This window comes from Methylophilus medardicus (genome assembly GCF_006363955.1).
Lineage (GTDB): Bacteria > Pseudomonadota > Gammaproteobacteria > Burkholderiales > Methylophilaceae > Methylophilus > Methylophilus medardensis.
The window spans coordinates 1,150,372-1,172,895 of sequence record NZ_CP040948.1; the positions used below are offsets into that span (position 1 = coordinate 1,150,372).

The 22,524-nt window shown below is 50.4% G+C and carries 20 protein-coding genes; 11 read left to right on the plus strand and 9 right to left on the minus strand.

The window, feature by feature from the left end; translation table 11 throughout:
- Positions 1-34: 34 nt before the first annotated feature.
- Positions 35-1,558: a helicase-related protein gene (locus FIT99_RS05705; protein ID WP_140003408.1), complete on the minus strand. Its 1,524-nt coding sequence runs from the start codon at positions 1,556-1,558 to the stop codon at positions 35-37.
- 34 nt (positions 1,559-1,592) lie between these two features.
- On the opposite strand from FIT99_RS05705, the gene mutL reads away from it, so the two are divergent.
- A complete protein-coding gene (gene mutL / locus FIT99_RS05710) occupies positions 1,593-3,473 on the plus strand; it encodes a DNA mismatch repair endonuclease MutL (protein ID WP_140003409.1) in 1,881 nt (626 codons plus the stop codon).
- A 57-nt stretch (positions 3,474-3,530) separates the two neighbouring features.
- Here mutL and FIT99_RS05715 read toward each other — a convergent pair whose 3' ends face one another.
- Complete coding sequence (locus FIT99_RS05715) at positions 3,531-4,016, minus strand: ester cyclase (RefSeq protein ID WP_140003410.1); 486 nt, start codon at positions 4,014-4,016, stop codon at positions 3,531-3,533.
- A gap of 134 nt (positions 4,017-4,150) precedes the next feature.
- On the opposite strand from FIT99_RS05715, the gene FIT99_RS05720 reads away from it, so the two are divergent.
- On the plus strand, positions 4,151-4,591 hold the full coding sequence (locus FIT99_RS05720; RefSeq protein WP_140003411.1) for a winged helix-turn-helix transcriptional regulator: 441 nt from the start codon (positions 4,151-4,153) through the stop codon (positions 4,589-4,591).
- An 8-nt stretch (positions 4,592-4,599) separates the two neighbouring features.
- On the opposite strand, the gene FIT99_RS05725 is transcribed toward FIT99_RS05720, so the two are convergent.
- The 5 genes from FIT99_RS05725 to FIT99_RS05745 form a co-directional block, all read right to left on the minus strand.
- On the minus strand, positions 4,600-5,313 hold the full coding sequence (locus FIT99_RS05725) for an SAM-dependent methyltransferase (protein WP_140003412.1): 714 nt from the start codon (positions 5,311-5,313) through the stop codon (positions 4,600-4,602).
- A gap of 104 nt (positions 5,314-5,417) precedes the next feature.
- On the minus strand, positions 5,418-6,857 hold the full coding sequence (locus FIT99_RS05730) for a DUF4139 domain-containing protein (protein ID WP_140003413.1): 1,440 nt from the start codon (positions 6,855-6,857) through the stop codon (positions 5,418-5,420).
- Between the two features lie 112 nt (positions 6,858-6,969).
- Positions 6,970-7,560, minus strand: coding sequence for a Maf family nucleotide pyrophosphatase (locus FIT99_RS05735; protein WP_140003414.1), 591 nt, complete (start codon positions 7,558-7,560; stop codon positions 6,970-6,972).
- A 50-nt stretch (positions 7,561-7,610) separates the two neighbouring features.
- Positions 7,611-9,464, minus strand: coding sequence for a sodium-extruding oxaloacetate decarboxylase subunit alpha (gene oadA, locus FIT99_RS05740; protein WP_140003415.1), 1,854 nt, complete (start codon positions 9,462-9,464; stop codon positions 7,611-7,613).
- 39 nt (positions 9,465-9,503) lie between these two features.
- A complete protein-coding gene (locus tag FIT99_RS05745; RefSeq protein ID WP_140003416.1) occupies positions 9,504-10,922 on the minus strand; it encodes an acetyl-CoA carboxylase biotin carboxylase subunit in 1,419 nt (472 codons plus the stop codon).
- 331 nt (positions 10,923-11,253) lie between these two features.
- Between FIT99_RS05745 and FIT99_RS05750 the strand changes: the two genes are divergently transcribed.
- From FIT99_RS05750 to fabF, 8 genes are all read left to right on the plus strand, one after another.
- Entirely contained in the window at positions 11,254-11,760 is a 507-nt protein-coding gene (locus FIT99_RS05750) for a YceD family protein (protein WP_140003417.1), read from the plus strand.
- Positions 11,761-11,941: 181 nt separating this feature from the next.
- Positions 11,942-12,121 (plus strand): 50S ribosomal protein L32, encoded by a 180-nt coding sequence (gene rpmF, locus FIT99_RS05755; protein ID WP_018985326.1) that lies wholly within the window; start codon positions 11,942-11,944, stop codon positions 12,119-12,121.
- A gap of 153 nt (positions 12,122-12,274) precedes the next feature.
- On the plus strand, positions 12,275-13,327 hold the full coding sequence (plsX, locus tag FIT99_RS05760; protein WP_140003418.1) for a phosphate acyltransferase PlsX: 1,053 nt from the start codon (positions 12,275-12,277) through the stop codon (positions 13,325-13,327).
- Positions 13,328-13,375: 48 nt separating this feature from the next.
- The gene (locus tag FIT99_RS05765; RefSeq protein ID WP_140003419.1) at positions 13,376-14,317 is read left to right on the plus strand and encodes a beta-ketoacyl-ACP synthase III; all 942 of its coding nucleotides are present in this window, start codon (positions 13,376-13,378) and stop codon (positions 14,315-14,317) included.
- A 75-nt stretch (positions 14,318-14,392) separates the two neighbouring features.
- Positions 14,393-15,316, plus strand: a complete 924-nt coding sequence (gene fabD, locus FIT99_RS05770) for an ACP S-malonyltransferase (protein ID WP_140003420.1) — start codon at positions 14,393-14,395, stop codon at positions 15,314-15,316.
- Positions 15,317-15,327: 11 nt separating this feature from the next.
- Complete coding sequence (gene fabG / locus FIT99_RS05775; RefSeq protein ID WP_140003421.1) at positions 15,328-16,068, plus strand: 3-oxoacyl-ACP reductase FabG; 741 nt, start codon at positions 15,328-15,330, stop codon at positions 16,066-16,068.
- Between the two features lie 86 nt (positions 16,069-16,154).
- Positions 16,155-16,391, plus strand: coding sequence for an acyl carrier protein (gene acpP / locus FIT99_RS05780; protein WP_019882196.1), 237 nt, complete (start codon positions 16,155-16,157; stop codon positions 16,389-16,391).
- A gap of 52 nt (positions 16,392-16,443) precedes the next feature.
- Positions 16,444-17,676, plus strand: coding sequence for a beta-ketoacyl-ACP synthase II (fabF, locus tag FIT99_RS05785; protein ID WP_140003422.1), 1,233 nt, complete (start codon positions 16,444-16,446; stop codon positions 17,674-17,676).
- Positions 17,677-17,738: 62 nt separating this feature from the next.
- Here the strand turns inward: fabF and tpx (FIT99_RS05790) are convergent, their stop codons facing one another.
- Together tpx (FIT99_RS05790) and tpx (FIT99_RS05795) are read right to left on the minus strand one after the other, a co-directional pair.
- Complete coding sequence (tpx, locus tag FIT99_RS05790) at positions 17,739-18,242, minus strand: thiol peroxidase (RefSeq protein WP_140003423.1); 504 nt, start codon at positions 18,240-18,242, stop codon at positions 17,739-17,741.
- Positions 18,243-18,328: 86 nt separating this feature from the next.
- Positions 18,329-18,853, minus strand: a complete 525-nt coding sequence (gene tpx, locus FIT99_RS05795) for a thiol peroxidase (RefSeq protein WP_223261298.1) — start codon at positions 18,851-18,853, stop codon at positions 18,329-18,331.
- A gap of 166 nt (positions 18,854-19,019) precedes the next feature.
- Here tpx (FIT99_RS05795) and dnaE point away from each other — a divergent pair, with 166 nt between their 5' ends.
- A complete protein-coding gene (gene dnaE / locus FIT99_RS05800; protein ID WP_140003424.1) occupies positions 19,020-22,499 on the plus strand; it encodes a DNA polymerase III subunit alpha in 3,480 nt (1,159 codons plus the stop codon).
- The last annotated feature ends 25 nt before the right edge of the window (positions 22,500-22,524 follow it).

Consider the following 22,524-nt stretch of genomic DNA (forward strand, 5'->3'; position numbering starts at 1 on the left):
CAGACGTCGGGGCTGCATGTTGGTCGCAGGTGGCTTAGCGATTAGGCATCAACGCCGTCTCGCGTTGTGTTTTGCCATAGCCGGCCTGCATGCGTAGCGCCCGGCTGATGTAAGCGTTGAGTGTTTTTCTTGCATCGTCTATCAAGTCTCGGTCAGGAAACACTAGAGGATATTGATAAGACAGCCAGCTATACAAGCTTAAATGCTGGCAAATAAGCTCTGCCTGCGCTAAGTGCTGTGCGTGTTGTCCATAAAGCCAATCTGGCATGGTAGGCAAAGATCTTATTTGTTGCGAAGCGACAGCTTGTACGCATTGCAAAAAATAATCACGTGCAATCGGCACTTGTATCGCTAGTGGTGCGCATAGCAGGCGGTATTTGTCTCGCATACTGAGTTTGGGAGCGACCTCGTCAATCAACAAGGCTTGTTGGTATTGGATGGGGGTGATTTGGTATTGAAAAGGCTGTGCGCTGGATGGACGCTGATGCAGGTTTTGCAAATACGCCACACACTCTGCGATGCGCCAAGTGGGTATTTTCTGGCTAAGGGTCTCAATATCAGCCCCTTCCATGGCAATGGGCAGGGCGAAAATGGGGACCGTATCATCGAGCGCCAGCATGGCTTGTAAATGCCATTGCTCGTCATCTTCAAGCACCGTAACATAGCCTGTGTCATACAAACCGTGCCGGCCAGCGCGGCCTGCAATCTGGCGCATTTCGGTGGCATTCAGCGGTCTCGAGGCAACGCCATCAAATTTATCGATATTGGCAAAGATCACGCGGCGGATTGGCAAATTAAGCCCCATGCCGATCGCGTCTGTTGCCACCAATATTTGTGCCTCACCGCTGGCAAAGCGCGCAGACTCCCCACGACGCACTTCTGGCGACAGCGCGCCATAAATGGTCGCTACGTGAAATCCCCACTGTCGAATACGGGCCGCCAAGGTGAGCACATCCTTGCGACTGAAGGCGATGATGGCATCTCCGGTTTGTAAGGCTTGGCGCAAAGTGGATGCATGGTAGCGTTGGCCGCAAATACTGCCTGCCTCGATGAGTAACGGCGTCATGCGCTGTAAATGCGTAAGCGTGTAGGGTTCGCCTAAGCGATCCAGCACCCGTGTGCAGCTTTCAGTCACGCTGTTGGCACCGCAAATAAACACTTGCTTGGCAGGCACCCCGACTAAAGCGGCGGTCCAGGCACTACCGCGGTCTGCGTCCATCAGCATCTGGATTTCATCAATGACGGCGACCGCGACCGCCATATCTGGTCGCAGCATTTCAATGGTAGAGGCGGTATGTTTGGCCCCAGGCACCATAACGCGCTCTTCCCCTGTGACCAAGTTGCATGGCACCCCGGCTTCCATCAGGCGGTCGCGCACCTCCATTGCCAATAATCGTAATGGCGCAAGATAGACCCCAGACTCGGCTTTGCGCAAGGTCTCCAGGGCTTGATAGGTTTTACCAGAGTTGGTCGGGCCCACAAAAAAATGATGCTGACGGCCCAATTGACGTGCAAGGGTGAAACGCGATAAATATTGCTGAAATTGGCTGGTGAACATGTAGTCATTCTATCAAACGGTTTAAAATGGCAGCATGAAAATCCAATTATTACCCGACCAACTCATTTCACAAATCGCCGCCGGCGAGGTGGTTGAGCGTCCAGCCTCGGCACTTAAAGAACTACTTGAAAATAGTGTGGATGCAGGCAGCACACAAGTGCAGGTGACTTTGCAACAAGGTGGCATGAAGTTACTCAAGGTGACTGACAATGGGCACGGTATCGCTAAAGAGGATCTTGAACTCGCGCTGACGCGCCACGCGACCAGTAAGATTCAGAGCCTTGAAGACTTAGAACAGGTGGGGAGTCTGGGTTTTCGCGGCGAAGCACTCGCCAGTATCGCCTCAATTTCACGTACGCTATTGACCAGCCGCCAAGCGGCTGCCAATCATGCCTGGCAAATTGCAGTGGAAGGCACACAGGGGCACACGATCAGCCCCGCGGCGCTGGATGCGGGAACCATCGTTGAAGTGCATGATTTATACTTTAATACACCGGCCCGGCGTAAGTTTTTAAAAACCGAGAATACGGAGTTTGGACATTGTGAGGATGCCTTTACCCGCGTGGCATTATCACGTCCGAATGTTGGTTTTTTATTGCAACATAATGGCAAAGCGATCACTCGACTTGCGGCGAATACGCCGCAACAGCGCATCACTGATATCCTCGGTAACGAGTTTGCTGCACAAAGTGTTTGGCTTGAAGAGGACAGCGGCGGCCTGCGTCTGTGGGGCATGACGGCCTCACCGACTTACCAGCGTCATAGCCGGGATAGTCAGTATGTATTCGTAAATGGTCGCTTTGTGCGGGATAAACTGATCGCCCATGCGATTAAACAAGCCTACCAAGATGTGTTGCATGGTGACAAACATCCGGCTTTTGTGCTTTTTTTAGAGCTCGATCCTGCCCTGGTCGATGTGAATGTGCACCCGGCCAAAACCGAGGTCCGCTTTCGTGAGTCGCAAGCGGTGCATCGCTTTATTTTTCATAGTCTACACAAAGCCTTGGGTAAAACCTCGGCTGAAATCCAAGCGAGTCAGCCGGTTCAAGCGCCATTTAATCCGTTCCGGCCTGCCAATGGGTCTATGTTGAATATGCCGCATGAACAGGTTGAAATGGCCTTACAAAGCCGCCCAGCCTTTGGCGGCTACAATCAACCCAGTGTGAGCAATGGCGCGGCGTTGGCGCAGCAGTTTTATGGTCAACTGTATGGTGATTTAAATACCGATCCAACTGCAACAGATCGGGGGCAAGGCCGTGCGGCGTTGGCCTCGCTGCCAGACACCTCCGAATTGCCAACGACGCTCGCGGATAACGTACCGCAACAATATCCGTTGGGGTTTGCCTTGGGCCAATTGCATGGCATCTATATACTTGCCCAAAATCTACAGGGGATGGTCGTGGTGGATATGCATGCCGCCCATGAGCGCATCATGTACGAGCGATTAAAATTAGCCATGAGCGAGCAGGCGATAGCAACGCAGCCATTGTTGATTCCGATGAGTTTTTATGCCGAAAAAGTGGAAGTGGCAACTTTGCAAAGCTTGCAAGGGAGCGATACGCTTCAACAGCTTGGATTTGATATGGCAACCTTGTCACCGACGACCATTGCGATCCGTGCCGTTCCGAGTTTGTTGCAAGATTCGGATGCCGTGGCGCTCGCCCGGGCCGTGCTGCGTGATTTGCATACTTATGGCGCCAGTCGTGTATTGGTTGAGCGTCAGAACGAAGTATTAGGCACTATGGCGTGCCATGCGGCGGTGCGCGCTAACAGGCAACTGACGATCACCGAAATGAATGCGCTATTACGCGATATGGAGACCACGGAACGCAGTGGTCAGTGCAATCACGGCAGGCCAACCTGGTTTCAGGTCAGCTTGCCGGATCTTGATAAAATGTTTATGCGCGGCCAGTAAGACGTTTTTTCCCCTGCATCCTCAGCCTGCAGGGACCGACCACACTGGCCGATACGCTTATTGAATCACGCCTAATTGCTTGAACAAGCCATAGGTGTCCAGCACATCCCAATGTTCGGCCAGTCTGCCTTGTTCAATCCTAAATATATCCACCGCATGAATGCGATAGGGTTTGCCCGTCGCTGGGATTCCTAACCAATCGCCGGTTTGTGTACCGGAGTAGACGCCATACGCCCAGACCGTATCGCCTTCAGCCACCAGTTTTTCGAGTTGATAGTGCCAGTCTGGCACGGCCTTAAACCAATCCGAAAAAAACTGCTCGAAACCGGCTAATCCTTGCGGCACCAGCGGGTTGTGTTGAATATAAGCCGGTTGCATGTAGTTTGGCAGCTTGCGCAGGTCCTTTTGCACAAATACAGCATTTGCAAACTCGGCCAATAATTGTTTGTTTTGTTGAATATTATCTTGTGCCATGACGGTGGTGCCTTTCATTAATAACGTGGTAAAAATCACTGCACGGATGACGTGTTTACTCCATCTCATCTTTCATTCCTTTCATTGTGCTTTCATCGAATGGATCCAGCAGTTGCGCATATTAATTGCATTAGTTACTATTAGTAAGTAGGCACCTTAAAGTGACTAATGCACTTTTAATTCATATGAGACCTAAACATACGATGAATGAATATACCGATACGGCGTTGCAGATCACGAAAAGTTGGAACGCTTATCAGGCCGCCTGTCCAACCCGGCTGATGCTCAACAGAATTGCAGATAAATGGACTGTGTTGGTATTAGGTTTGCTCGCACTCGAAACCAAGCGGTTCAGCCTTTTGCAACGCGAGATCGGCGGAATCTCGCAAAAGATGCTGACACAAACTCTGCGGGGTCTCGAACGAGATGGACTGGTGCTGAGGACGGTGTATCCTGAAGTGCCGCCTAGAGTGGAGTACAGTATTACCCCTTTAGGGCAGACCTTGGTCGGGTTGTTGGCAGAATTAAGGCGATGGTCAGAGACCCATATTGAAGCGGTGTTACAGGCGCAACAGGCCTACGATCAGCAGGCGCATGCTGCCACTGACCAAGAGATCAGTGGGATTAGACGCATTCGATTTTGAGCCGGCGACTAAGCCAGCAACAAAAATACGGTTGGTTTTTTGTGAATGTCAGGCAAGGGTGACTTGTTCCAATCGGCAACGGTTTTGGTGACAATCATTTCATCCTGCGCCGTGAGATTGCAAGCCACGCATAGGCGAGTTTGCGGCTGCAGCTGGCTGATCAGGTCTTCCAGCACATGCTGATTACGGTAGGGCGTCTCAATAAACAGTTGGGTCGCTTGCTGTTTTCGCGAATCAAACTCAATGCCTTTGATGGTTTTAATGCGCTCAACCTTGTCGCTGGGTAAATAGCCCAGAAAGGAAAAACGCTGGCCATTAAGCCCACTCGCCATGAGGCTCAACAACAAACTGCTTGGGCCAATCAAAGGGACCACCCGGATGCCCTTGTGGTGTGCGACCGCTGCGAGTGCCGCACCGGGATCGGCGATGCCCGGGCAACCGGCTTCACTCATTAATCCAACATCAATCCCTTGTTGCAAAGGCTGCAATAATTTTGATAGCTCTTTATTAGGGGTGTCCTTGCTCAGCACCGACAAGGCTAATTCGCGCATCGGCCCTGGGTGGCCACTTGCGGCCAAGAAATGACGCGCTGTTTTTTCGTTTTCGACAATAAAATGGCGCAAGCGATGTAGTTGCTGCACGACCTCTGTCGGCACCACCTGTTGTGGTGAGGTATCTTCAGTAAGAGGAACAGGAATAAAGTATAAAGTGCCGGCAGCCATGGGAGGTTCTACAAAGGATTAAAGCCGGATTATCCCATGTTGATGCAGAAAAAAAGCATTCTTTTGCAAGAATGCTTTTTTTGGCCGTGCTTAAGTAGACTTGGTTAATACTTTACTTGCACCCGGTATTTCAGCGTGGCGGTGCCTTCCGCAGGCACACGCAGTTGCCAGCTGGCTTGATGGGCTGTCGTTTTTTGGTGAGGGTGCGACTCACTCAACATCTTCCAGTCGCCATTGAGCGGTTCTTGCACGTTCACCGTGACGGCTTCTTTTTTTGCGTTGTGCAGCGTAATGGCGTAAGCACTTTCATACACTGGGGTCTGGTTTGCTTTGGTTAAGTTTTTAAAGTCAGTTTGCTGTCGATCAGCCGTCACATCGAAGGCGTTGCCGAGTTTTAGGCGAATAGTGTCATTTTTCGGGGTGTGATCAATCTGGTCTTCACCGACAAATTGGGCGGCGCCATCCTGGTCTTTTTGATAGACGCGCATGGTGCCTCTGGGTAAAGGCAAGCCAAGTTTGCTGCTTTCTTTGTTATCAAACTCGACAAATACCTGCACCTTTTGGTTTTTTTCTTGCACACGAGATTGGGCCTGATAGTCATTGTCGGCGCCGATCAATACCAACGATTTGCGGGCTGGAATATGCTGTGCGGATAGCAAGGCCACTTGTTTGGTTTGCTGATCATTGATGGATGTGGTGCGCGGCAAAGTGTATAGGTGATATTCAAGCAGTCCTTGTTCGGTCGGCATCACTGCGTCTTCCACCATGGCCTCTGCACGCATCATCATGGCTTTGGGTCGGATCGTTTCTCGTACGCGATTCACATCCCCCGCGACTAACTGCAGTTTTGCGTTAGGATAGGCCGTGCCACTGGTATTGGTCAATGTTACCCAGCCTGAGAGATCGATGGCGTCCTCTTTGTTACTGAGTTCTGCGACGTAGTCTGCTTTCCATTGCAGTCCCCCCGTTAGATAACTTAATTCTAGGCTGGCTTGCTCAGCGCCTTTGTATTGTATTTGCGTGGTCAGGGTCGGGCGGTCTTTGAGTTGGTCTGGGACATCTGCATACACAATACGGCCGGGAATCCCAGTCTCAATTCGTTGGCCTATCTTTAACACTACGCCTTCTTGCGCTGATAACACGGTGGCTACTTCTTGCGTCTCAGTACCGGTGACGGGGTTGCTATGAATGACAGTGACTTGCTGTCCGACATGCTTTTCTAACAGTTTTTGCGGGGTCAGCAGATCAAAGTCAAAGTTCTGTTCTAACACCTGCAAGCTGCTGTTGGGCAATAAGCTACGCAATAGCGCGGTTTCAGGTTTGATCTGCCCGCTCACATCGCGAAACGACAGGGTGGATAGGCCATTCATCAACTTAATTTGACGGTTATCTTTAACAAGTGCCAAATCTTCATTGTAGATGGTGACCGCTAAACTGGTCTGATCAGAGATTGGACTGACCACCGCAGCGGCCGCTTGAGCCAGTGTCAGGTTGCACAGTGAGGCACTCCCCAAAGAAAACAACAGTAGGGCGCTGAGTCGCATAATGATCCTCTCGTTTTGAGTAAAAAACAGTGGGTTGAGTGCCACTTTAACGCAACACGCAGGCAAAAGTGAACACAGTCGAAAATCGCGGTCCAAACTGAGCCACCAGCGATTAACGTGGCGACAACACATCCACCCCAGCCTGATGCAGCATGCTTACTAGAACAATCAAGGGTAAGCCAATTAAGGCATTTGGGTCGTCGCCACGCATGTAATCTAACAGCGTGATGCCCATGCCCTCAGACTTAGCACTACCCGCGCAATCGTAGGGCTGCTCAAGATGCAGATAGGTTTCAATTTGCAATGCTGTTAATGGTTTGAATTTCACAAAGTAAGGCACGATGGTGGATTGCATGTGCTGGCTGGCGCTGTTGAGCAAACACAAAGCACTATGAAAAATGACTTCTCTGCCGCTAAGCATGGTGAGTTGTTTGACCGCGTTCGCATGGTTGCCAGGTTTGCCGATCTGTAGGCCATCTACCGTGGCCACTTGGTCGCAACCAATGATGAGCGCGTTGCGCTGACTTTCCGCTATCTTATGAGCCTTGGCCTCAGCCAGCCGCAAGCAGGTCTGCTCAGGGCTTTCATTGGCTAAAGGCGTCTCATCAATGGCGGGCGAGATACTCTCAAAAGGCAGATGTAACTTTTGGAGTAGTTCGCGCCGATAGGGCGAAGAGGAGGCGAGTATTAGGGCTTGGTTCATGATGCAAAGAAAAAATCCCTGAATCACTTCAGGGATTTTTACACGCTCAATTATTCAGGTTGAATTTCAATCAATGTTTCGTCTGGCGTCACGCTATCGCCTTTGCTGACATGAATGGCCAACACAGTGCCCGATTTGCTGGCCTGAATTTCATTTTCCATTTTCATGGCCTCGATCACAAGTACGCCATCCCCTGCAGTGACTTTGTCGCCAACGTTGACTTTTACGGTGACGATGGTCCCTGGCATTGCAGTCGTAACACAGCCAGGATGGTTAGGACGCGGACGGCCACTGGCAGCAACCGCCGCCTTTTTCTTGCCGCCAGTCGAACCATTGTTGCCACCGCCACTGACTTCCATTTCACTCAGTGTCTCTACAAACACTTCTTCAGAAATCCCATCCACTTTCACATAGTAAGGCTTGCGTTCTTCACCTGCATGACCGCTGCCGGTCAATTTGATGTGATAGGTTTCACCATGCAAGGTGATGTTAAATTCATTTGGAGCGTAGCGGGCTGCTGCTGATTGCTGTGTCACCGCATCTTTGCTCAACAGTGTTTCAGGAATCAATGAGCCTGCATTACGTTCTTGCAAAAAGGTTTGGCCAATATCCGGAAACATGGCATAAGTCAGCACGTCTTTTTCATCATTGGCAAATCGCTCAGATTCGGACTGCAGTCTGGCCATTTCAGGGGGCAACAAATCCGCCGGGCGGCAAGTAATGACTTCAGCATCGCCCACAGCCTGTTTGCGCACGTCAGCATTGACGGCGGCTGGTGCCTTGCCGTATTGCCCCAATAAGTAATTTTTGACTTCATTGGTGATGGATTTATAGCGTCCACCAGTAAGCACATTTAATACCGCTTGTGTACCCACGATTTGAGAAGTTGGCGTCACCAACGGCGGGAAACCTAAATCTTCACGAACGCGTGGAATTTCGGCCAACACTTCATCCATGCGGTTGAGTGCGCCTTGTTCTTTTAACTGATTGGACAAGTTAGAGATCATGCCGCCTGGTACTTGGTTGACCAACACACGGGTATCCACGCCGGTGAAATCACTCTCAAACTGCCAGTATTTTTTGCGGACCTCTTTGAAGTAAGCCGTAATTTCTTGCAGTTTGCCAAGATCAAGGCCAGTATCGTATTCAGTCCCTTTTAAAGCTGCCACCAAGCTCTCAGTAGTTGGATGGCTGGCGCCCTCGGAGAATGAAGAGTTGCAGGTGTCGATGATATCAACGCCGTTTTCTACGCTCTTGAGCATGACCATGCTGGCCAGACCAGAGGTAGCGTGGCTGTGCATGTGCACAGGTAGGCTCACTGCCGCTTTCAGGGCTTTGACCAGTTCTCCCGCCATGGTGGGAGTGAGCAAACCAGCCATGTCTTTCACACCGATACTGTCACAGCCCAGCGCCTCAAGCTCTTTTGCCATGCTGACGAAGTAAGCGACATCATGCACCGGGCTGGTGGTAAAAGATAACGTACCGATTGCGTGCTTTTTAACGGATTTTACCGCCTCAATGGCCGTTTTTAAGTTGCGAATATCATTCATCGCATCAAAAATACGGAATACATCTACCCCGGTGTCGGCCGCTTGTTTGACAAATGCATGCACAACATCATCTGAATAGTGACGATAGCCCAGCAGGTTTTGCCCACGCAGCAACATATTGATCGGCGTATTGGGGACGGCTTTACGCAAGCTGCGCAGGCGCTCCCAAGGATCTTCTTTCAGAAAACGTACACAGGCGTCAAAGGTCGCTCCGCCCCAGGCTTCTAGAGACCAGAAACCAATCTCATCCAGTTTGCCGGCGATCGGCAGCATATCTTCGGTGCGCATGCGTGTGGCAATCAGGGATTGGTGCCCATCTCTTAACACGAGTTCGGTGACATGTATTTTGCTCATAATCTAGTCGATCTAAAGTAATTTCTGCAATACGGTTAATCAAATGCCTTCATGGGCTGCAATTGCCGCAGCAATTGCTGCAGCCATCAACTCTTTTGGTAATCCGACATCATATTCGGTCAGCTCAGGGTGTTGCTCCACAAAGCTAGTATTAAAATTAGCGGCGCGAAAATCGGGGTGTAGCATGATTTGCTGGTAATACGGAATCGTTGTTTTAACGCCATACACCACCATGTCATTCAGCGCACGACGGCCGCGCTCGATCACACCCTCCCAATCCAATGCCCATACAGTGAGCTTGGCGCACATCGAGTCATAATAAGGGGGAATCACATAGCCGCTGTAGATCGCTGCATCCATACGCACACCGGGTCCGCCGGGCGCATAGTAGCGTGTAATTTTACCAAAGCTCGGCAGAAAATCCTTTTGGGGGTCTTCAGCGTTAATCCGATATTCCATAGCAAAGCCGCGGAAAGCGATTTCACTTTGCTTGTACTGCAAGGGTAGACCAGCTGCGACTCTAATCTGTTGTTGCACTATGTCGACACCCGTAATGGTTTCGGTGACGGTGTGCTCCACCTGCAAGCGGGTGTTCATTTCCATGAAATAGAAATTGTTGTCAGAATCCAGTAAAAACTCTACCGTACCCGCGTTTTCATAGCCAACCGCTTTTGCCGCTTTGACGCCTAGGCTGCCGATGTAATCTCGTTGTGCCTGGGTCAGTTGTGGGGATGGGGCAATTTCAATCAGTTTTTGATTGCGGCGTTGGATAGAGCAATCCCGCTCAAACAAATGGATGACATTGCCGTGGGCATCTGCCAATACCTGGACTTCAATATGGCGAGGATGAACCACGCACTTTTCCAGAAAAACTTCTGGCTTGCCAAAGGCCTTACTAGCCTCTGAAATCACGCGATCATAGTTGCTGAGGAGTTCTTTTTCGCTGTCACATCGGCGGATACCGCGGCCACCGCCACCGTTGGTGGCTTTTAGCATGACCGGATAGCCGATTTTCTTAGCCAACACAACCGCGGCTTCTAAGGATTCCAAATTACCGTCACTACCAGGGACGCATGGGATGCCAGCGTTGATCATGGCGTTGCGGGCCTGAATCTTGTCACCCATTTGGCGAATCACATCGGCCTCAGGGCCAATGAATTTGATGCCGCGACGGGCACATACTTCAGCCAACTCTGGGTTCTCAGACAAAAAACCGTAACCGGGATGCAGCGCATCGCAGCCTGCAGCCACGGCAATATTTACGATGTTGTGTGCGTTCAAATAACCTGCGACTGGGTCGGCGCCGATGTTATAGGCTTCATCCGCCTTTTTGACGTGTAAAGCATGACGGTCAGCGTCCGCGTAAATGGCCACTGATTTGATGCCCATCTCCGAGCAGGCGCGCACAATACGTACCGCAATTTCACCGCGATTCGCGACTAAAATTTTCTTAAACACACATTACCCTTAAAGCAAGAAAAAAGGAAAGAGTCTTTATGTAACTCAACCGTTTATTAATTAGCAACTATTTGTATTTAAACGCTTTGAGTTGGTCTGGTTGTGGATTTGCACCAACAAGGCCGCCGAAGTGGATGGCCGATTATGCAAACCGGCACCATGTGAGCACTCATGAAAAGAGCGCCGTGTGATGCGAAGTCATTATAACAATAAACCTTAGTCTTAAAAAGTAGGACGTTATGTTGAATGCCCGATGACCCTTTGCAGGTCGTCAAGTGTGGCTGGGTTTGGTATAGTGTTGGATTGTAAACATTAGGAGCTTTCAAAGCGTATGGCGCAATTTCAGGAGCTGGCCCGGCAGCAAAAAAAGAGTGAAGGGGAGTTGTTGATTGCCGCTTTGCCACGTTTACAGCAAGCGCTTAAAACGCTTGGTGTTGAGGATTCCTCTGCATTGTCCGCAATGCGGGTGCGGTTTCAGCTGCAAGGCTTGCCACCGCGGTTTTTTGGTGATTCCGCCTTGCCGATGTTATCCCTCGCTGTGCAGGCTGAACTGCCATTAGTGTGTCAGCGTTGCTTTGCAGCACTGCCCGAGAATTTAGACTTGCACTTTGAGTTTGCTTTGGCCGATACGCCGCCGGAAGCGCTGTTAGAGGACGAACAGGTTGACTGGCTGGAAGAGGCGGCTGACGCGTCAGTGGAGTCGTTGGTCGAGGACGAGTTGCTCATGGCGTTGCCGATTGCAGTCATGCATCCTTCTGATTGCGTGAGCCTTCAGCAATCTGCGGGTGAAAAGCCAAACCCATTTGCGGTGCTTAAAAATTTAAAATTGGGGCAGTAAATGGTGGTGGTCGTTGCCTCGTGATTTCTCAAAAAAGTAAATCAAAAGCGATATTTGCAGGATTTATTTGCAGTTGTCTCTGGAATATTTTATAATGTTGGATTAGGTAGCAATTTAAGTTTATTTATAACTGCCCTTTAACTTCATTTGTGAAGCGGCGGTTCGATTTTGGAGTATACAAATGGCAGTTCAGCAAAACAAAAAAACACCGTCAAAGCGTGGCATGCACCGCTCACATGACTTTTTGACAAACCCACCTTTGGCAATCGAGCCAACGACTGGTGAAGTACATTTGCGTCATCACGTGAGTCCAAACGGTTTTTACCGTGGCCGTAAAGTGATGCCTGCAAAAGGCGAGTAATCGCTAGATTAAAGCGTTCACGCTTTAAACCACGCCGCGCACTAAAATGCGCGGCGTTTGTGTATCTGGCGTAAGCCTCTACTTTTTCTGTATGCATGATGCAGCCCTGTATTGATGTCAGGCGGTGTGCGGAAAGTATCTTTGGGAAACAACATGACAACTGGTCAACACGCGCATTCACAAGAGGTTGTGATTGCAATCGATGCCATGGGAGGAGATCACGGTCCGCACGTGACGGTCCCTGCGGCTGTGCGTATTTTGAAAGAAAATCCGAATCTCAATATCATTTTGGTCGGTTTGACAGCGTCGGTTGAGGCTGAACTAAAAGCGTTACACATTACCCCCCATCCGCGACTGCGGGTGCAGCATGCGAGTGAAGTCGTGCTGATGGACGAATCCCCGCAGAGCGCCATGAAGAACAAAAAAGATTCCTCCATGCGTGTCGCCATTAACATGGTGAAAACGGGGGAGGCGCAGGCCTGTGTCAGCGCTGGCAATACCGGGGCGTTGATGGCGACCGCGCGTTTCGTGCTTAAAACCTTGCCAGGCATCGATCGGCCAGCGATTGCTTCGACCTTGCCATCTGAAAAAGGCAGTACCTTTATGTTGGACTTGGGCGCTAATGCCGATTGCACGCCAGAGCACTTGTATCAATTTGCCATTATGGGTGCGATGGTGGTGAGCTGTATTAGCAATAAACCAAATCCGACTGTGGGTTTGCTGAACATTGGTTCTGAGGATATCAAGGGGAACGAGGTGGCCAAGCAGGCTGCTGAGCTCTTGCGTGGTAGCCACTTGAATTTTTACGGTAATGTAGAGGGCGATGATATTTTCAAAGGCACCACGGATGTAGTGGTCTGTGATGGTTTTGTCGGCAATGTGGCTCTCAAAACCACAGAGGGCTTGGCGCATATGATGGGCAAGTTTCTGACGCAGGAATTTAAGCGCAACTGGTTGACCAAGCTGATGGCGCTCGGCGCGTTCCCTGTGCTGAAGGCGTTTAAAAAGCGGCTAGATCCGCGTCGCTACAACGGCGCCAGCTTTTTAGGTTTGCGCGGCATTGTCGTGAAAAGCCATGGTGGCGCTGACAGTATCGGTTTTTATCATGCGATTCATGTTGCGATGGAAGAGGCGCAAAGTGGCGTTCTGAAAAGGATTCAAGCGCAACTAGAAATCGAGCATCTGACGTCCTCCGAGCAGTCCTGAGCTGGATGCAGCTAGGTAATTTGACCCAATTAAGGCATAATCGTCCGAATGATTAACGCACGAATCGCAGGCACAGGCAGCTATCTGCCGCCCACTATTTTAAGCAACACTGACCTAGAAAAAATGGTCGATACCACCGATGAGTGGATCTTTGCACGCACTGGTATCAAGCAACGTCATCGCGTCACGGATGAGCGTACCAGTGATCTGGCCACCGAAGCCGCGCGCAATGCCATTGCGTCTGCAGGAATTGAAGCCCAGGCCATCGACCTCATTATTGTTGCTACAACCACCCCAGACAAAATTTTCCCGAGTGTGGCGACCATGGTTCAGCGCAAGCTAGGCATTAGTGGTTGCCCTGCCTTTGATGTGCAAGCAGTGTGTAGCGGATTTGTTTATGCACTCACCATCGCCCATCAATTTATTAAATCTGGTCAATCCCGCACCGCGCTGGTGATTGGTGCAGATACGTTTACACGGATAACCGACTACACTGACCGTAGTAATTGTATTTTATGGGGGGATGGCGCAGGGGCCGTGATTTTGCAAGCCAGCGATACCCCAGGCGTGCTCTCAACCCATATTCATGCCGATGGTAATTATGAAACGTATCTGCATGTGCCTCGGAATGAAGACGGCCCAGACACGGTGGTGATGGAGGGCAACGCTGTATTTAAAATGGCGGTGAATACACTGGATCAAATTGTGGACGAAACGCTCGCTGCCAATCAAATGCAAAAATCTGACATCGATTGGTTGGTGCCGCACCAAGCCAACATTCGTATTTTGCAAGCAACGGCTAAAAAACTAGATATGCCGATGGATAAAGTCGTCGTTACCGTCGATCAGCATGGCAATACTTCAGCGGCCTCTATTCCTTTGGCCCTCGATACAGCCGTGCGCGATGGCCGTATTCAGCGCGGTCACATTCTGCTGATGGAGGCCTTTGGGGGTGGTTTCACCTGGGGCTCTGCATTAGTCAAATACTAAGGCAATACACTTTTTCTTCGCAGGCCTCGTTTTGTAGAGGCCTGATTTTTATGGGTAAGTGGATACACTAAAACTATGTCTAATTTTGCTTTTTTCTTTCCGGGCCAGGGCTCGCAGTCAGTGGGGATGATGCAGGGCTTCTCCTCACATAGCATTGTCAAACAAACCTTTGATGAGGCATCTGCTGTGCTTGGCGTTGATTTTTGGAAGATGGCCACCGAGGCCAATGATGAAATTAACCTTACCGAGAATACCCAGCCCATTATGCTCACTGCCGGCATGGCGACATGGCGCGTGTATCAATCGTTGGGAGGCAAGTTGCCGACGGTGATGGCCGGTCACAGTTTGGGCGAATATACCGCGCTGGTGGCGGCAGGTGCCGTGACTTTTGCAGATGCATTGCCTTTAGTGAAGTACCGTGCGCAGGTCATGCAGCAAGCTGTGCCTGAGGGCCAGGGGGCTATGGCCGCTATCCTAGGGTTGGATGATGACACCGTGCGTGCTGTGTGCAGCGAGGCGTCACAAGGCCAAGTCGTGCAAGCTGTTAATTTTAACTCGCCCGGTCAAGTCGTCATTGCCGGCGATAAAGCTGCGGTTGAGCGGGGGATGGAATTGGCAAAAGCCAAAGGCGCAAAACGTGCGCTCCCCTTGCCTGTGAGTGTGCCATCGCATTGTGATCTCATGCAACCGGCCGCAAATCAGCTGCGTGACTATCTGCAAAACGTGACTGTACATGTTCCGTTAGTGCCTGTGTTGCATAATGCAGATGTGGCTGCCTACAACGACGCCACGCAAATCAAAGACGCCTTAGTCCGGCAGCTATACCACCCAGTGCGCTGGGTCGAAACCGTTCAGCAATTGGCTGCGCAAGAGGTGCTGTCTGCTGCTGAGTGTGGGCCGGGCAAGGTATTGGCTGGCTTAGCCAAGCGCATCGTCGCTGACATGCGCTGTGATGCACTGGTCAATGATGAATCTATGCACGCATTTGTTGCGCAATAAGGGAGCAAAATATGTTGAATCAACAAGTCGCTTTGGTAACGGGCGCTAGCCGTGGGATTGGTGCTGCCATCGCCCAAACATTAGGCAAACAGGGAGCCATCGTGATTGGCACGGCAACCACGGCGAGTGGCGCAGAAGCGATTACCACGTATCTCAAAGCTGCCGGCGTCACAGGCATGGGGCTTGCGCTAGATGTAACTCAGCCAGAGCAAATTGAAGCTGCGTTAAAACAAATCTCAGATCAATACGGTGATGTTTCCATTTTGGTGAATAATGCGGGCATTACCAAAGATACTTTGCTCATGCGAATGAAAGACGATGATTGGGATGCGGTGTTAAACACCAATTTAAAATCGGTGTTTCGCATGAGTCAGGCGGTATTGCGTCCGATGATGAAAGCCCGTCAGGGCCGCATTATTAATATCTCGAGCGTGGTGGGCCATATGGGTAACGCAGGTCAAACCAACTACGCCGCTGCTAAAGCAGGGATGACTGGGTTCACCAAGTCGATGGCGCAAGAAGTGGGCAGCCGTGGCATTACAGTCAATTGCGTCGCGCCAGGCTTCATTGAAACTGACATGACCGCCGAACTGCCAGAAGAGATCAAAGCCAAAATGCTGGAGCGTATTGCCTTGGGTCGTCTGGGTCAGGTTGAGGAAATTGCAGCCACGGTGGCTTTCCTTGCATCGCCACCAGCGGCTTACATCACTGGTGAAACCATTCATGTCAATGGGGGCATGTACTGCGCATAAAATTTTGTTTCTTTGGTATTCTGGGCAACTTTTGCTAGAATACCGGTTTACTGAACACGACACTTATCAACAAAGGGGTATTTTAGATGTCCGACATCGAACAACGCGTAAAGAAAATCGTTTGTGAACAACTGGGTGCAAACGAAGCTGACGTTAAAAACACATCATCTTTCGTAGATGATCTGGGTGCAGATTCACTGGACACCGTAGAACTGGTGATGGCTTTGGAAGAAGAATTCGATTGCGAGATTCCTGATGACGAAGCAGAAAAAATCACAACCGTTCAACAAGCGATTGACTACGTCAACGCTAACCTCAAGTAATTCATTGACTTCATTCTTCAATCAGCCCTCGCAAGAGGGCTGATTTTCTATTATGACGAAACGCAGAGTAGTAGTAACTGGCTTGGGCGTGGTGTCTCCAGTAGGGATTGGTACCCAAACCGCTTGGGACAATCTGGTTGCTGGTCAATCAGGCATTACCCGCATCACCAAATTCGATCCCACACCATTCGCTTCCCAAATTGCTGGCGAAGTGAAAGGCTTTAACGCTGAAGATTTTATTCCAGCCAAAGATGCACGCCGGATGGATACATTCATTCAGTATGGCTTGGCAGCTGGTATAGAGGCTTTTCGCGACTCAGGCCTTGAGGTGACTGACGCCAATGCAGAACGCATCGGTGTCACCATTGGTTCTGGCATTGGTGGCTTGGGGTTGATTGAATCGACCAACGACAGTTATGACGAGGGTGGCCCGCGTAAAATCTCGCCATTTTTCATTCCAGGCACCATCATTAACATGATTTCTGGCAACCTGTCGATTATGCTGGGCTTAAAAGGCCCAAACATCGCCGTTGTGACCGCTTGTACCACAGGCACACATAGCATCGGTGAGGCTGCACGCATGATCGAATACGGTGATGCCGATGTCATGGTAGCCGGTGGTGCAGAAGCTGCTATCACCGAGTTAAGTGTGGGTGGCTTTGCCTCTGCGCGCGCCTTGTCTGGCCGCAACGATGACCCCGCAACCGCAAGTCGTCCCTGGGATAAAGACCGTGATGGCTTTGTGATCGGTGAGGGGGCAGGCGTATTGGTGCTAGAAGAGTACGAGCATGCCAAAGCCCGCGGTGCAAGAATATATGCGGAATTGGCTGGCTACGGTTTAAGCGCCGATGCCTACCACATGACCGCACCTAATATGGATGGACCACGTCGGTCTATGGTAAACGCCCTCAAAAATGCAGGTGTAAACCCAGACCAAGTCCAGTTTATGAATGCACATGGCACATCGACACCACTGGGTGATACCAACGAGACCAATGCAATTAAAGCCACCTTTGGTGATCATGCCTATCAATTAGTCGTGAACTCTACCAAGTCGATGACCGGCCATCTATTGGGTGGTGCAGGGGGCTTAGAGTCAGTATTTACGGTATTGTCTTTGTATCACCAGATTTCACCGCCAACGATTAACTTGTTTAATCAAGACCCAGAATGTGATTTGGATTACTGTGCTAATACAGCACGGGATTTGCAGATGGAGTACGCGCTGAAAAATAATTTTGGTTTTGGGGGCACGAACGGCAGCTTGTTGTTTAAGCGGGTGTAATTGATTTCTTAGCGCAATAAAAAAGCCAGCATATGCTGGCTTTTTTATTGCATTTACAAGGCTTATGCGAGTACTGCTAAGGCCGCTGCATAGTTTGGTTCATTTGCAATTTCAGAGACCAGTTCACTGTGCAGCACTTTATCGTGCTCATCCAGCACAACCACTGCGCGAGCTGTCAAGCCAGCCAAGCTGCTGTCGGTGATGAATACACCATAGTCGGTGGCAAATTTTGCAGTGTCGCGAAAGGTGGACAGGGTAACGACGTTTTCCAGACCTTCGGCACCACAAAAGCGGCTCTGTGCAAACGGTAAGTCAGCGGAAATGCAAAGTACGACTGTGTTGGCAACGCTGCTGGCTTCTTTATTGAAGGTACGCACAGAGGTTGCGCATGTTGGCGTGTCAATGCTTGGGAAAATATTGAGCACTTTGCGTTTGCCGGTGTAGGCATCTAAACCTAGCAGATTACGTTTGGCATCTGCAAGTTGAAACGCTGGGGCAGAATCGCCGACCGTTAAAAATTTACCGCCAACGGCGACTGGGTTACCTTTAAGCGTGACGCTTGCCATAATCTTCTCCATTTGATGTTTAGATTGTTAATTGCGTACTTTAACGTGTTGGGCGATGTCAATCAACCACACAACATGTAAGGGAATCACTTTTGAAGTACAGCCAAGGCAGCAGCGTAGTCGGGCTCATTACTTAATTCTTTCACTAGTTCAACATGCAACACCTGGTCGTTTTCATCGGCCACCATCAGCACACGGGCAGGTAAGCCGGCGAGCTTACTGGTCATCATTAGCACGCCATAGTTTTTGAGCATGTCGCGACCGCGCATGGTGGACAAGTGGATGCAGCCACTCAAGTTTTCTGCACTGCAAAATCGGCTCATAGTGAAGGGTAAATCTGCAGAAATATGCAGAATGACTGTATTCGGCAGCTGTTTGCCCAGCGTCTCCAGTGTGCGCAGGCTGTTTGCACTTGCGGGGGTGTCTATGGCGGGGAAGAAGTGCAGAATCTTGCGCTGGCCACGAAATGCCTCCAGCGAGACATCTTCCAAGGCCTGATTTACCAATTGAAAAAAAGGCAAGGTCTGACCTAGGCTGGGTAAATCGTCCTCCACGAGGATGGGGTCATCTATTAAAGCAGTAGCATTCGTCATGCGTGGCAATCTTTTCATAAAAAACGCCTCACATCATAGAACATTATGCCGACATGTTAAATTTTTTTATTGAGCAGCATGATAAAACTCAGTTGGGGCATGGGTCGATCTTTTAATGCTGTCAATCAGATTATTTGCACTCGTCAGGGGTACAAAAAGCCGTGTTGGCGGTTAAAATAAAGCCATGGAAGCACCCGAAATTCCCCCCATTCAACCCGCATTTATTCATTTGCGCTGTCACAGTGAGTACTCCATTGTGGATGGCACTGTGCGTATTGACGATTATGTCAAAGCTGCCAAAAACGATGCGATGCCAGCGATCGCGCTGACTGACCTCGCCAACTTGTTTGGTGCGATCAAGTTTTATAAAGCGGCGCGCGGCAAAGGCTTAAAACCTTTGCTGGGTTGCGATGTGTGGATTGAAAATACCGTTCAACGCGATCAGCCCCATCGCGTTTTGTTGCTGGTACAAAATCAGCAAGGCTATACGCATTTATGTGAATTACTGTCTAGCGCTTATCTTGAAAATCAATATCGGGAGCGAGCAGAAGTCAAAGCGGAGTGGTTGCAAGCCAAAAATGCTGGTTTGTTAATGCTATCCGGTTTTGCTGCAGGGGATGTCGGCCAATGTTTGCAAGCGGGCAATCAGGCGCAAGCTTTGCAGTATGCGCAGCAATGGGCGCAGTTGTTTGCCGGTCGCTATTACCTTGAAGTGCAGCGTGTGCATGCGCCCGGCAGTAGTGACGCCTATGCGCAGGAGCAGCTCATTCAGCAAACGGTGCTCATCGCACAAACCCTAGATCTGCCAGTGGTAGCCACCCATCCCGTGCAGTTTCAAACTGCGGATGACTACATGGCCCACGAGGCGCGCACATGTATTGCCGAGGGTTATGTGTTGTCGGATAAGCGTCGTCCACGTCGTTTTGTCGCCACACAATATATCAAGAGCCAGGCCGAGATGCAGACTTTGTTTGCCGACATGCCTTTAGCATTGCAGAACTCGGTAGAAATTGCCAAGCGTTGCAACCTCACGCTGACGCTCGGCAAAAACTACTTGCCGGATTTTCCAACGCCGAATGGTGAAAGCCTGGATCAATATCTGATTGACCAGTCAAAAGCTGGGCTGGCGCATCGTCTGGCTTATTTATATCCCGATGAACAGCAGCGCGAAGCGAAGCGTGAAGAATATGAAGCGCGTTTGCAGTTTGAGTGCGGCATCATCGTTCAGATGGGCTTTCCTGGGTATTTTTTGATCGTTGCCGACTTTATCAACTGGGCAAAAAACAACGGGGTGCCGGTTGGCCCGGGCCGGGGCTCCGGTGCAGGTTCGCTGGTCGCTTACAGCTTGGGCATTACTGATCTGGACCCGTTGAAATACAACCTGTTGTTTGAGCGGTTTTTGAATCCTGAGCGGGTATCCATGCCCGACTTTGATATTGACTTTTGCCAGGAAGGGCGCGATCGCGTCATCGATTACGTTAAGCACAAATATGGCTTGGCATCGGTCTCTCAGATTGCCACCTTCGGGACGATGGCGGCCAAAGCGGTGATCCGCGATGTTGGCCGCGTGCTGGATTTACCTTTTAATTTCGTCGATGGCATTGCAAAGCTTATTCCATTGGAGTTGGGGATTACGCTTGAGTCTGCACTTGAAAAAGAGCCACAGCTACAAGAGCGTCGCGAAAAAGAAGAAGAAGTCTCAGAATTACTCTCATTGGCGCTAAGGCTAGAAGGCTTGGTGCGTAACGTCGGTATGCATGCCGGTGGCGTGTTGATCGCGCCAGGCAAAATCTCTGACTTTTCACCGGTCTATTGCCAACCGAATGGCGATAGTTTGGTCAGTCAATATGATAAAGACGATGTAGAAGCCGTTGGCCTGGTCAAATTCGACTTTTTGGGCTTGCGGACGCTGACCATTCTCAATATGGCACTCGAAAATGCCAATATGCAGCGCGCACAAGAGCAATTGCCGCCACTCAGTTTTGAGACGATTCCGCTCGATGATAAGCGCAGCTACCACTTGCTGAAAACGGCCAATACCACAGCGGTGTTTCAGCTCGAATCGCGGGGCATGAAAGACATGCTCAAGCAGGCCAAGCCTGACTTGTTTGAGGATATTATTGCGCTGGTTGCGCTCTACCGACCAGGTCCGATGGACCTGATTCCTGACTTCTGCCGTCGTAAACATGGTACGCAACGCGTGGAGTACCCGCATGCATCCACAGAATCGATTCTGAAAGAGACGTACGGCATTGCGGTATACCAAGAGCAGGTCATGCAAATTGCGCAGGTGGTGGCCGGCTACAGTCTAGGTGGCGCCGATCTGTTGCGGCGTGCCATGGGTAAGAAAAAGCCCGAAGAGATGGTGCAGCAGCGCGAAATCTTTAATGAAGGCGCGCTGAAAAATGGTCTGACGCTACAACAGTCAAATGATTTGTTTGACTTACTCGAAAAATTTGCCGGTTATGGCTTTAACAAGTCTCACGCAGCGGCTTATGCCTTGGTGGCGTATCACACGGCCTTCCTCAAGGCGCATTACCCTGCGGCTTTCTTGGCGGCCACCATGTCTGCGGACATGAATAACACCGATAACGTGCATACATTTTTTGATGATTGTGCGGCCAACCAGATTGAAGTATTGCCACCTGATATCAACGCCAGTATTTACCAATTTAAACCCCTCAACGCGCAGCAGGTGCTGTATGGCCTAGGCGCGATTAAAGGCACTGGCTTGGCGGCGATTGAGTTGATTTCTGCCTCGCGACAAGCGCAAGGGCCTTTCAAGGACATTTTCGATTTCTGCCAGCGTCTCGATTTGCGCAAAGTAAACCGTCGGGTCATCGAGTCGCTGATTCGTGCGGGTGCGTTTGATAAGTTGGAACCCAATCGGGCAGCGTTGTTGGCTGGGTTAGATACCGCCATTAGTGTGGCCGAGCAAAGTGCCGCCCATGCTGGGCAAGATTGTCTGTTTGGTGGGGTGGTCGAAACACGTCATGCGCTACCTGACATCGCGCCGTGGAGCCCAGAGCAGGCTTTACTCGAAGAGAAAGTCGCCTTGGGTTTTTATCTGAGTGGGCATCCTTATTTGAGTTACAAACCGCAACTGAGCGCTTTCATTAAAGGCAACTTAGGCGAGCTGGCACCGCAAGATCAGCCCAGGTTGTTGGCTGGCGTGGTCATGGGTGTCCGTGTACGGATGACGCAACGCGGCAAAATGGCGATTGTGACGCTTGATGATGCCGTCGGTCGTACCGAAGTGGTGGTGGGCTCAGAGTTACTGATGCAACATGCGCAGTGGATTAAAGAGGATCAACTGCTGGTTGTTGAGGGGCGCATCAGTCATGATGAATTTTCGGGTGGCATCCGTGTCAGCGCCAGAAAACTCTATGACCTGGCGGCTGTTCGTAACCGTTTTGCGCAAATGCTGACCTTGAGCTGCAATGGTTCGTCGGATGTGCAGCGTTTGATGAATGTACTCACGCCCTATCGCTATGCGGGGGAAGAGCAGAAGCGTTGTCCGATCAAAGTGGACTATCATAATCAATCGGCACAAGTGAGCTTGATGTTAGGCGATGACTGGCAAGTGGTGCTGCATGATGACCTGTTGCAGAATTTACAGGGCTGGTTATCTAAAGAAAACGTCAAAATCCTTTATAATGCCTGAACTTTTTTTATAAGAATTCATATTG

What these genes read in the sequence shown, in the direction of transcription:
- FIT99_RS05705 (WP_140003408.1), bottom strand. Translation starts at nt 1,558, where the DNA reads ATGTTCACCAGCCAATTTCAGCAATATTTATCGCGTTTCACCCTTGCA.
- mutL (WP_140003409.1), top strand. Translation starts at nt 1,593, where the DNA reads ATGAAAATCCAATTATTACCCGACCAACTCATTTCACAAATCGCCGCC.
- FIT99_RS05715 (WP_140003410.1), bottom strand. Translation starts at nt 4,016, where the DNA reads ATGAGATGGAGTAAACACGTCATCCGTGCAGTGATTTTTACCACGTTA.
- FIT99_RS05720 (WP_140003411.1), top strand. Translation starts at nt 4,151, where the DNA reads ATGAATGAATATACCGATACGGCGTTGCAGATCACGAAAAGTTGGAAC.
- FIT99_RS05725 (WP_140003412.1), bottom strand. Translation starts at nt 5,313, where the DNA reads ATGGCTGCCGGCACTTTATACTTTATTCCTGTTCCTCTTACTGAAGAT.
- FIT99_RS05730 (WP_140003413.1), bottom strand. Translation starts at nt 6,857, where the DNA reads ATGCGACTCAGCGCCCTACTGTTGTTTTCTTTGGGGAGTGCCTCACTG.
- FIT99_RS05735 (WP_140003414.1), bottom strand. Translation starts at nt 7,560, where the DNA reads ATGAACCAAGCCCTAATACTCGCCTCCTCTTCGCCCTATCGGCGCGAA.
- oadA (WP_140003415.1), bottom strand. Translation starts at nt 9,464, where the DNA reads ATGAGCAAAATACATGTCACCGAACTCGTGTTAAGAGATGGGCACCAA.
- FIT99_RS05750 (WP_140003417.1), top strand. Translation starts at nt 11,254, where the DNA reads ATGGCGCAATTTCAGGAGCTGGCCCGGCAGCAAAAAAAGAGTGAAGGG.
- rpmF (WP_018985326.1), top strand. Translation starts at nt 11,942, where the DNA reads ATGGCAGTTCAGCAAAACAAAAAAACACCGTCAAAGCGTGGCATGCAC.
- plsX (WP_140003418.1), top strand. Translation starts at nt 12,275, where the DNA reads ATGACAACTGGTCAACACGCGCATTCACAAGAGGTTGTGATTGCAATC.
- FIT99_RS05765 (WP_140003419.1), top strand. Translation starts at nt 13,376, where the DNA reads ATGATTAACGCACGAATCGCAGGCACAGGCAGCTATCTGCCGCCCACT.
- fabD (WP_140003420.1), top strand. Translation starts at nt 14,393, where the DNA reads ATGTCTAATTTTGCTTTTTTCTTTCCGGGCCAGGGCTCGCAGTCAGTG.
- fabG (WP_140003421.1), top strand. Translation starts at nt 15,328, where the DNA reads ATGTTGAATCAACAAGTCGCTTTGGTAACGGGCGCTAGCCGTGGGATT.
- acpP (WP_019882196.1), top strand. Translation starts at nt 16,155, where the DNA reads ATGTCCGACATCGAACAACGCGTAAAGAAAATCGTTTGTGAACAACTG.
- fabF (WP_140003422.1), top strand. Translation starts at nt 16,444, where the DNA reads ATGACGAAACGCAGAGTAGTAGTAACTGGCTTGGGCGTGGTGTCTCCA.
- tpx (WP_140003423.1), bottom strand. Translation starts at nt 18,242, where the DNA reads ATGGCAAGCGTCACGCTTAAAGGTAACCCAGTCGCCGTTGGCGGTAAA.
- tpx (WP_223261298.1), bottom strand. Translation starts at nt 18,853, where the DNA reads ATGAAAAGATTGCCACGCATGACGAATGCTACTGCTTTAATAGATGAC.
- dnaE (WP_140003424.1), top strand. Translation starts at nt 19,020, where the DNA reads ATGGAAGCACCCGAAATTCCCCCCATTCAACCCGCATTTATTCATTTG.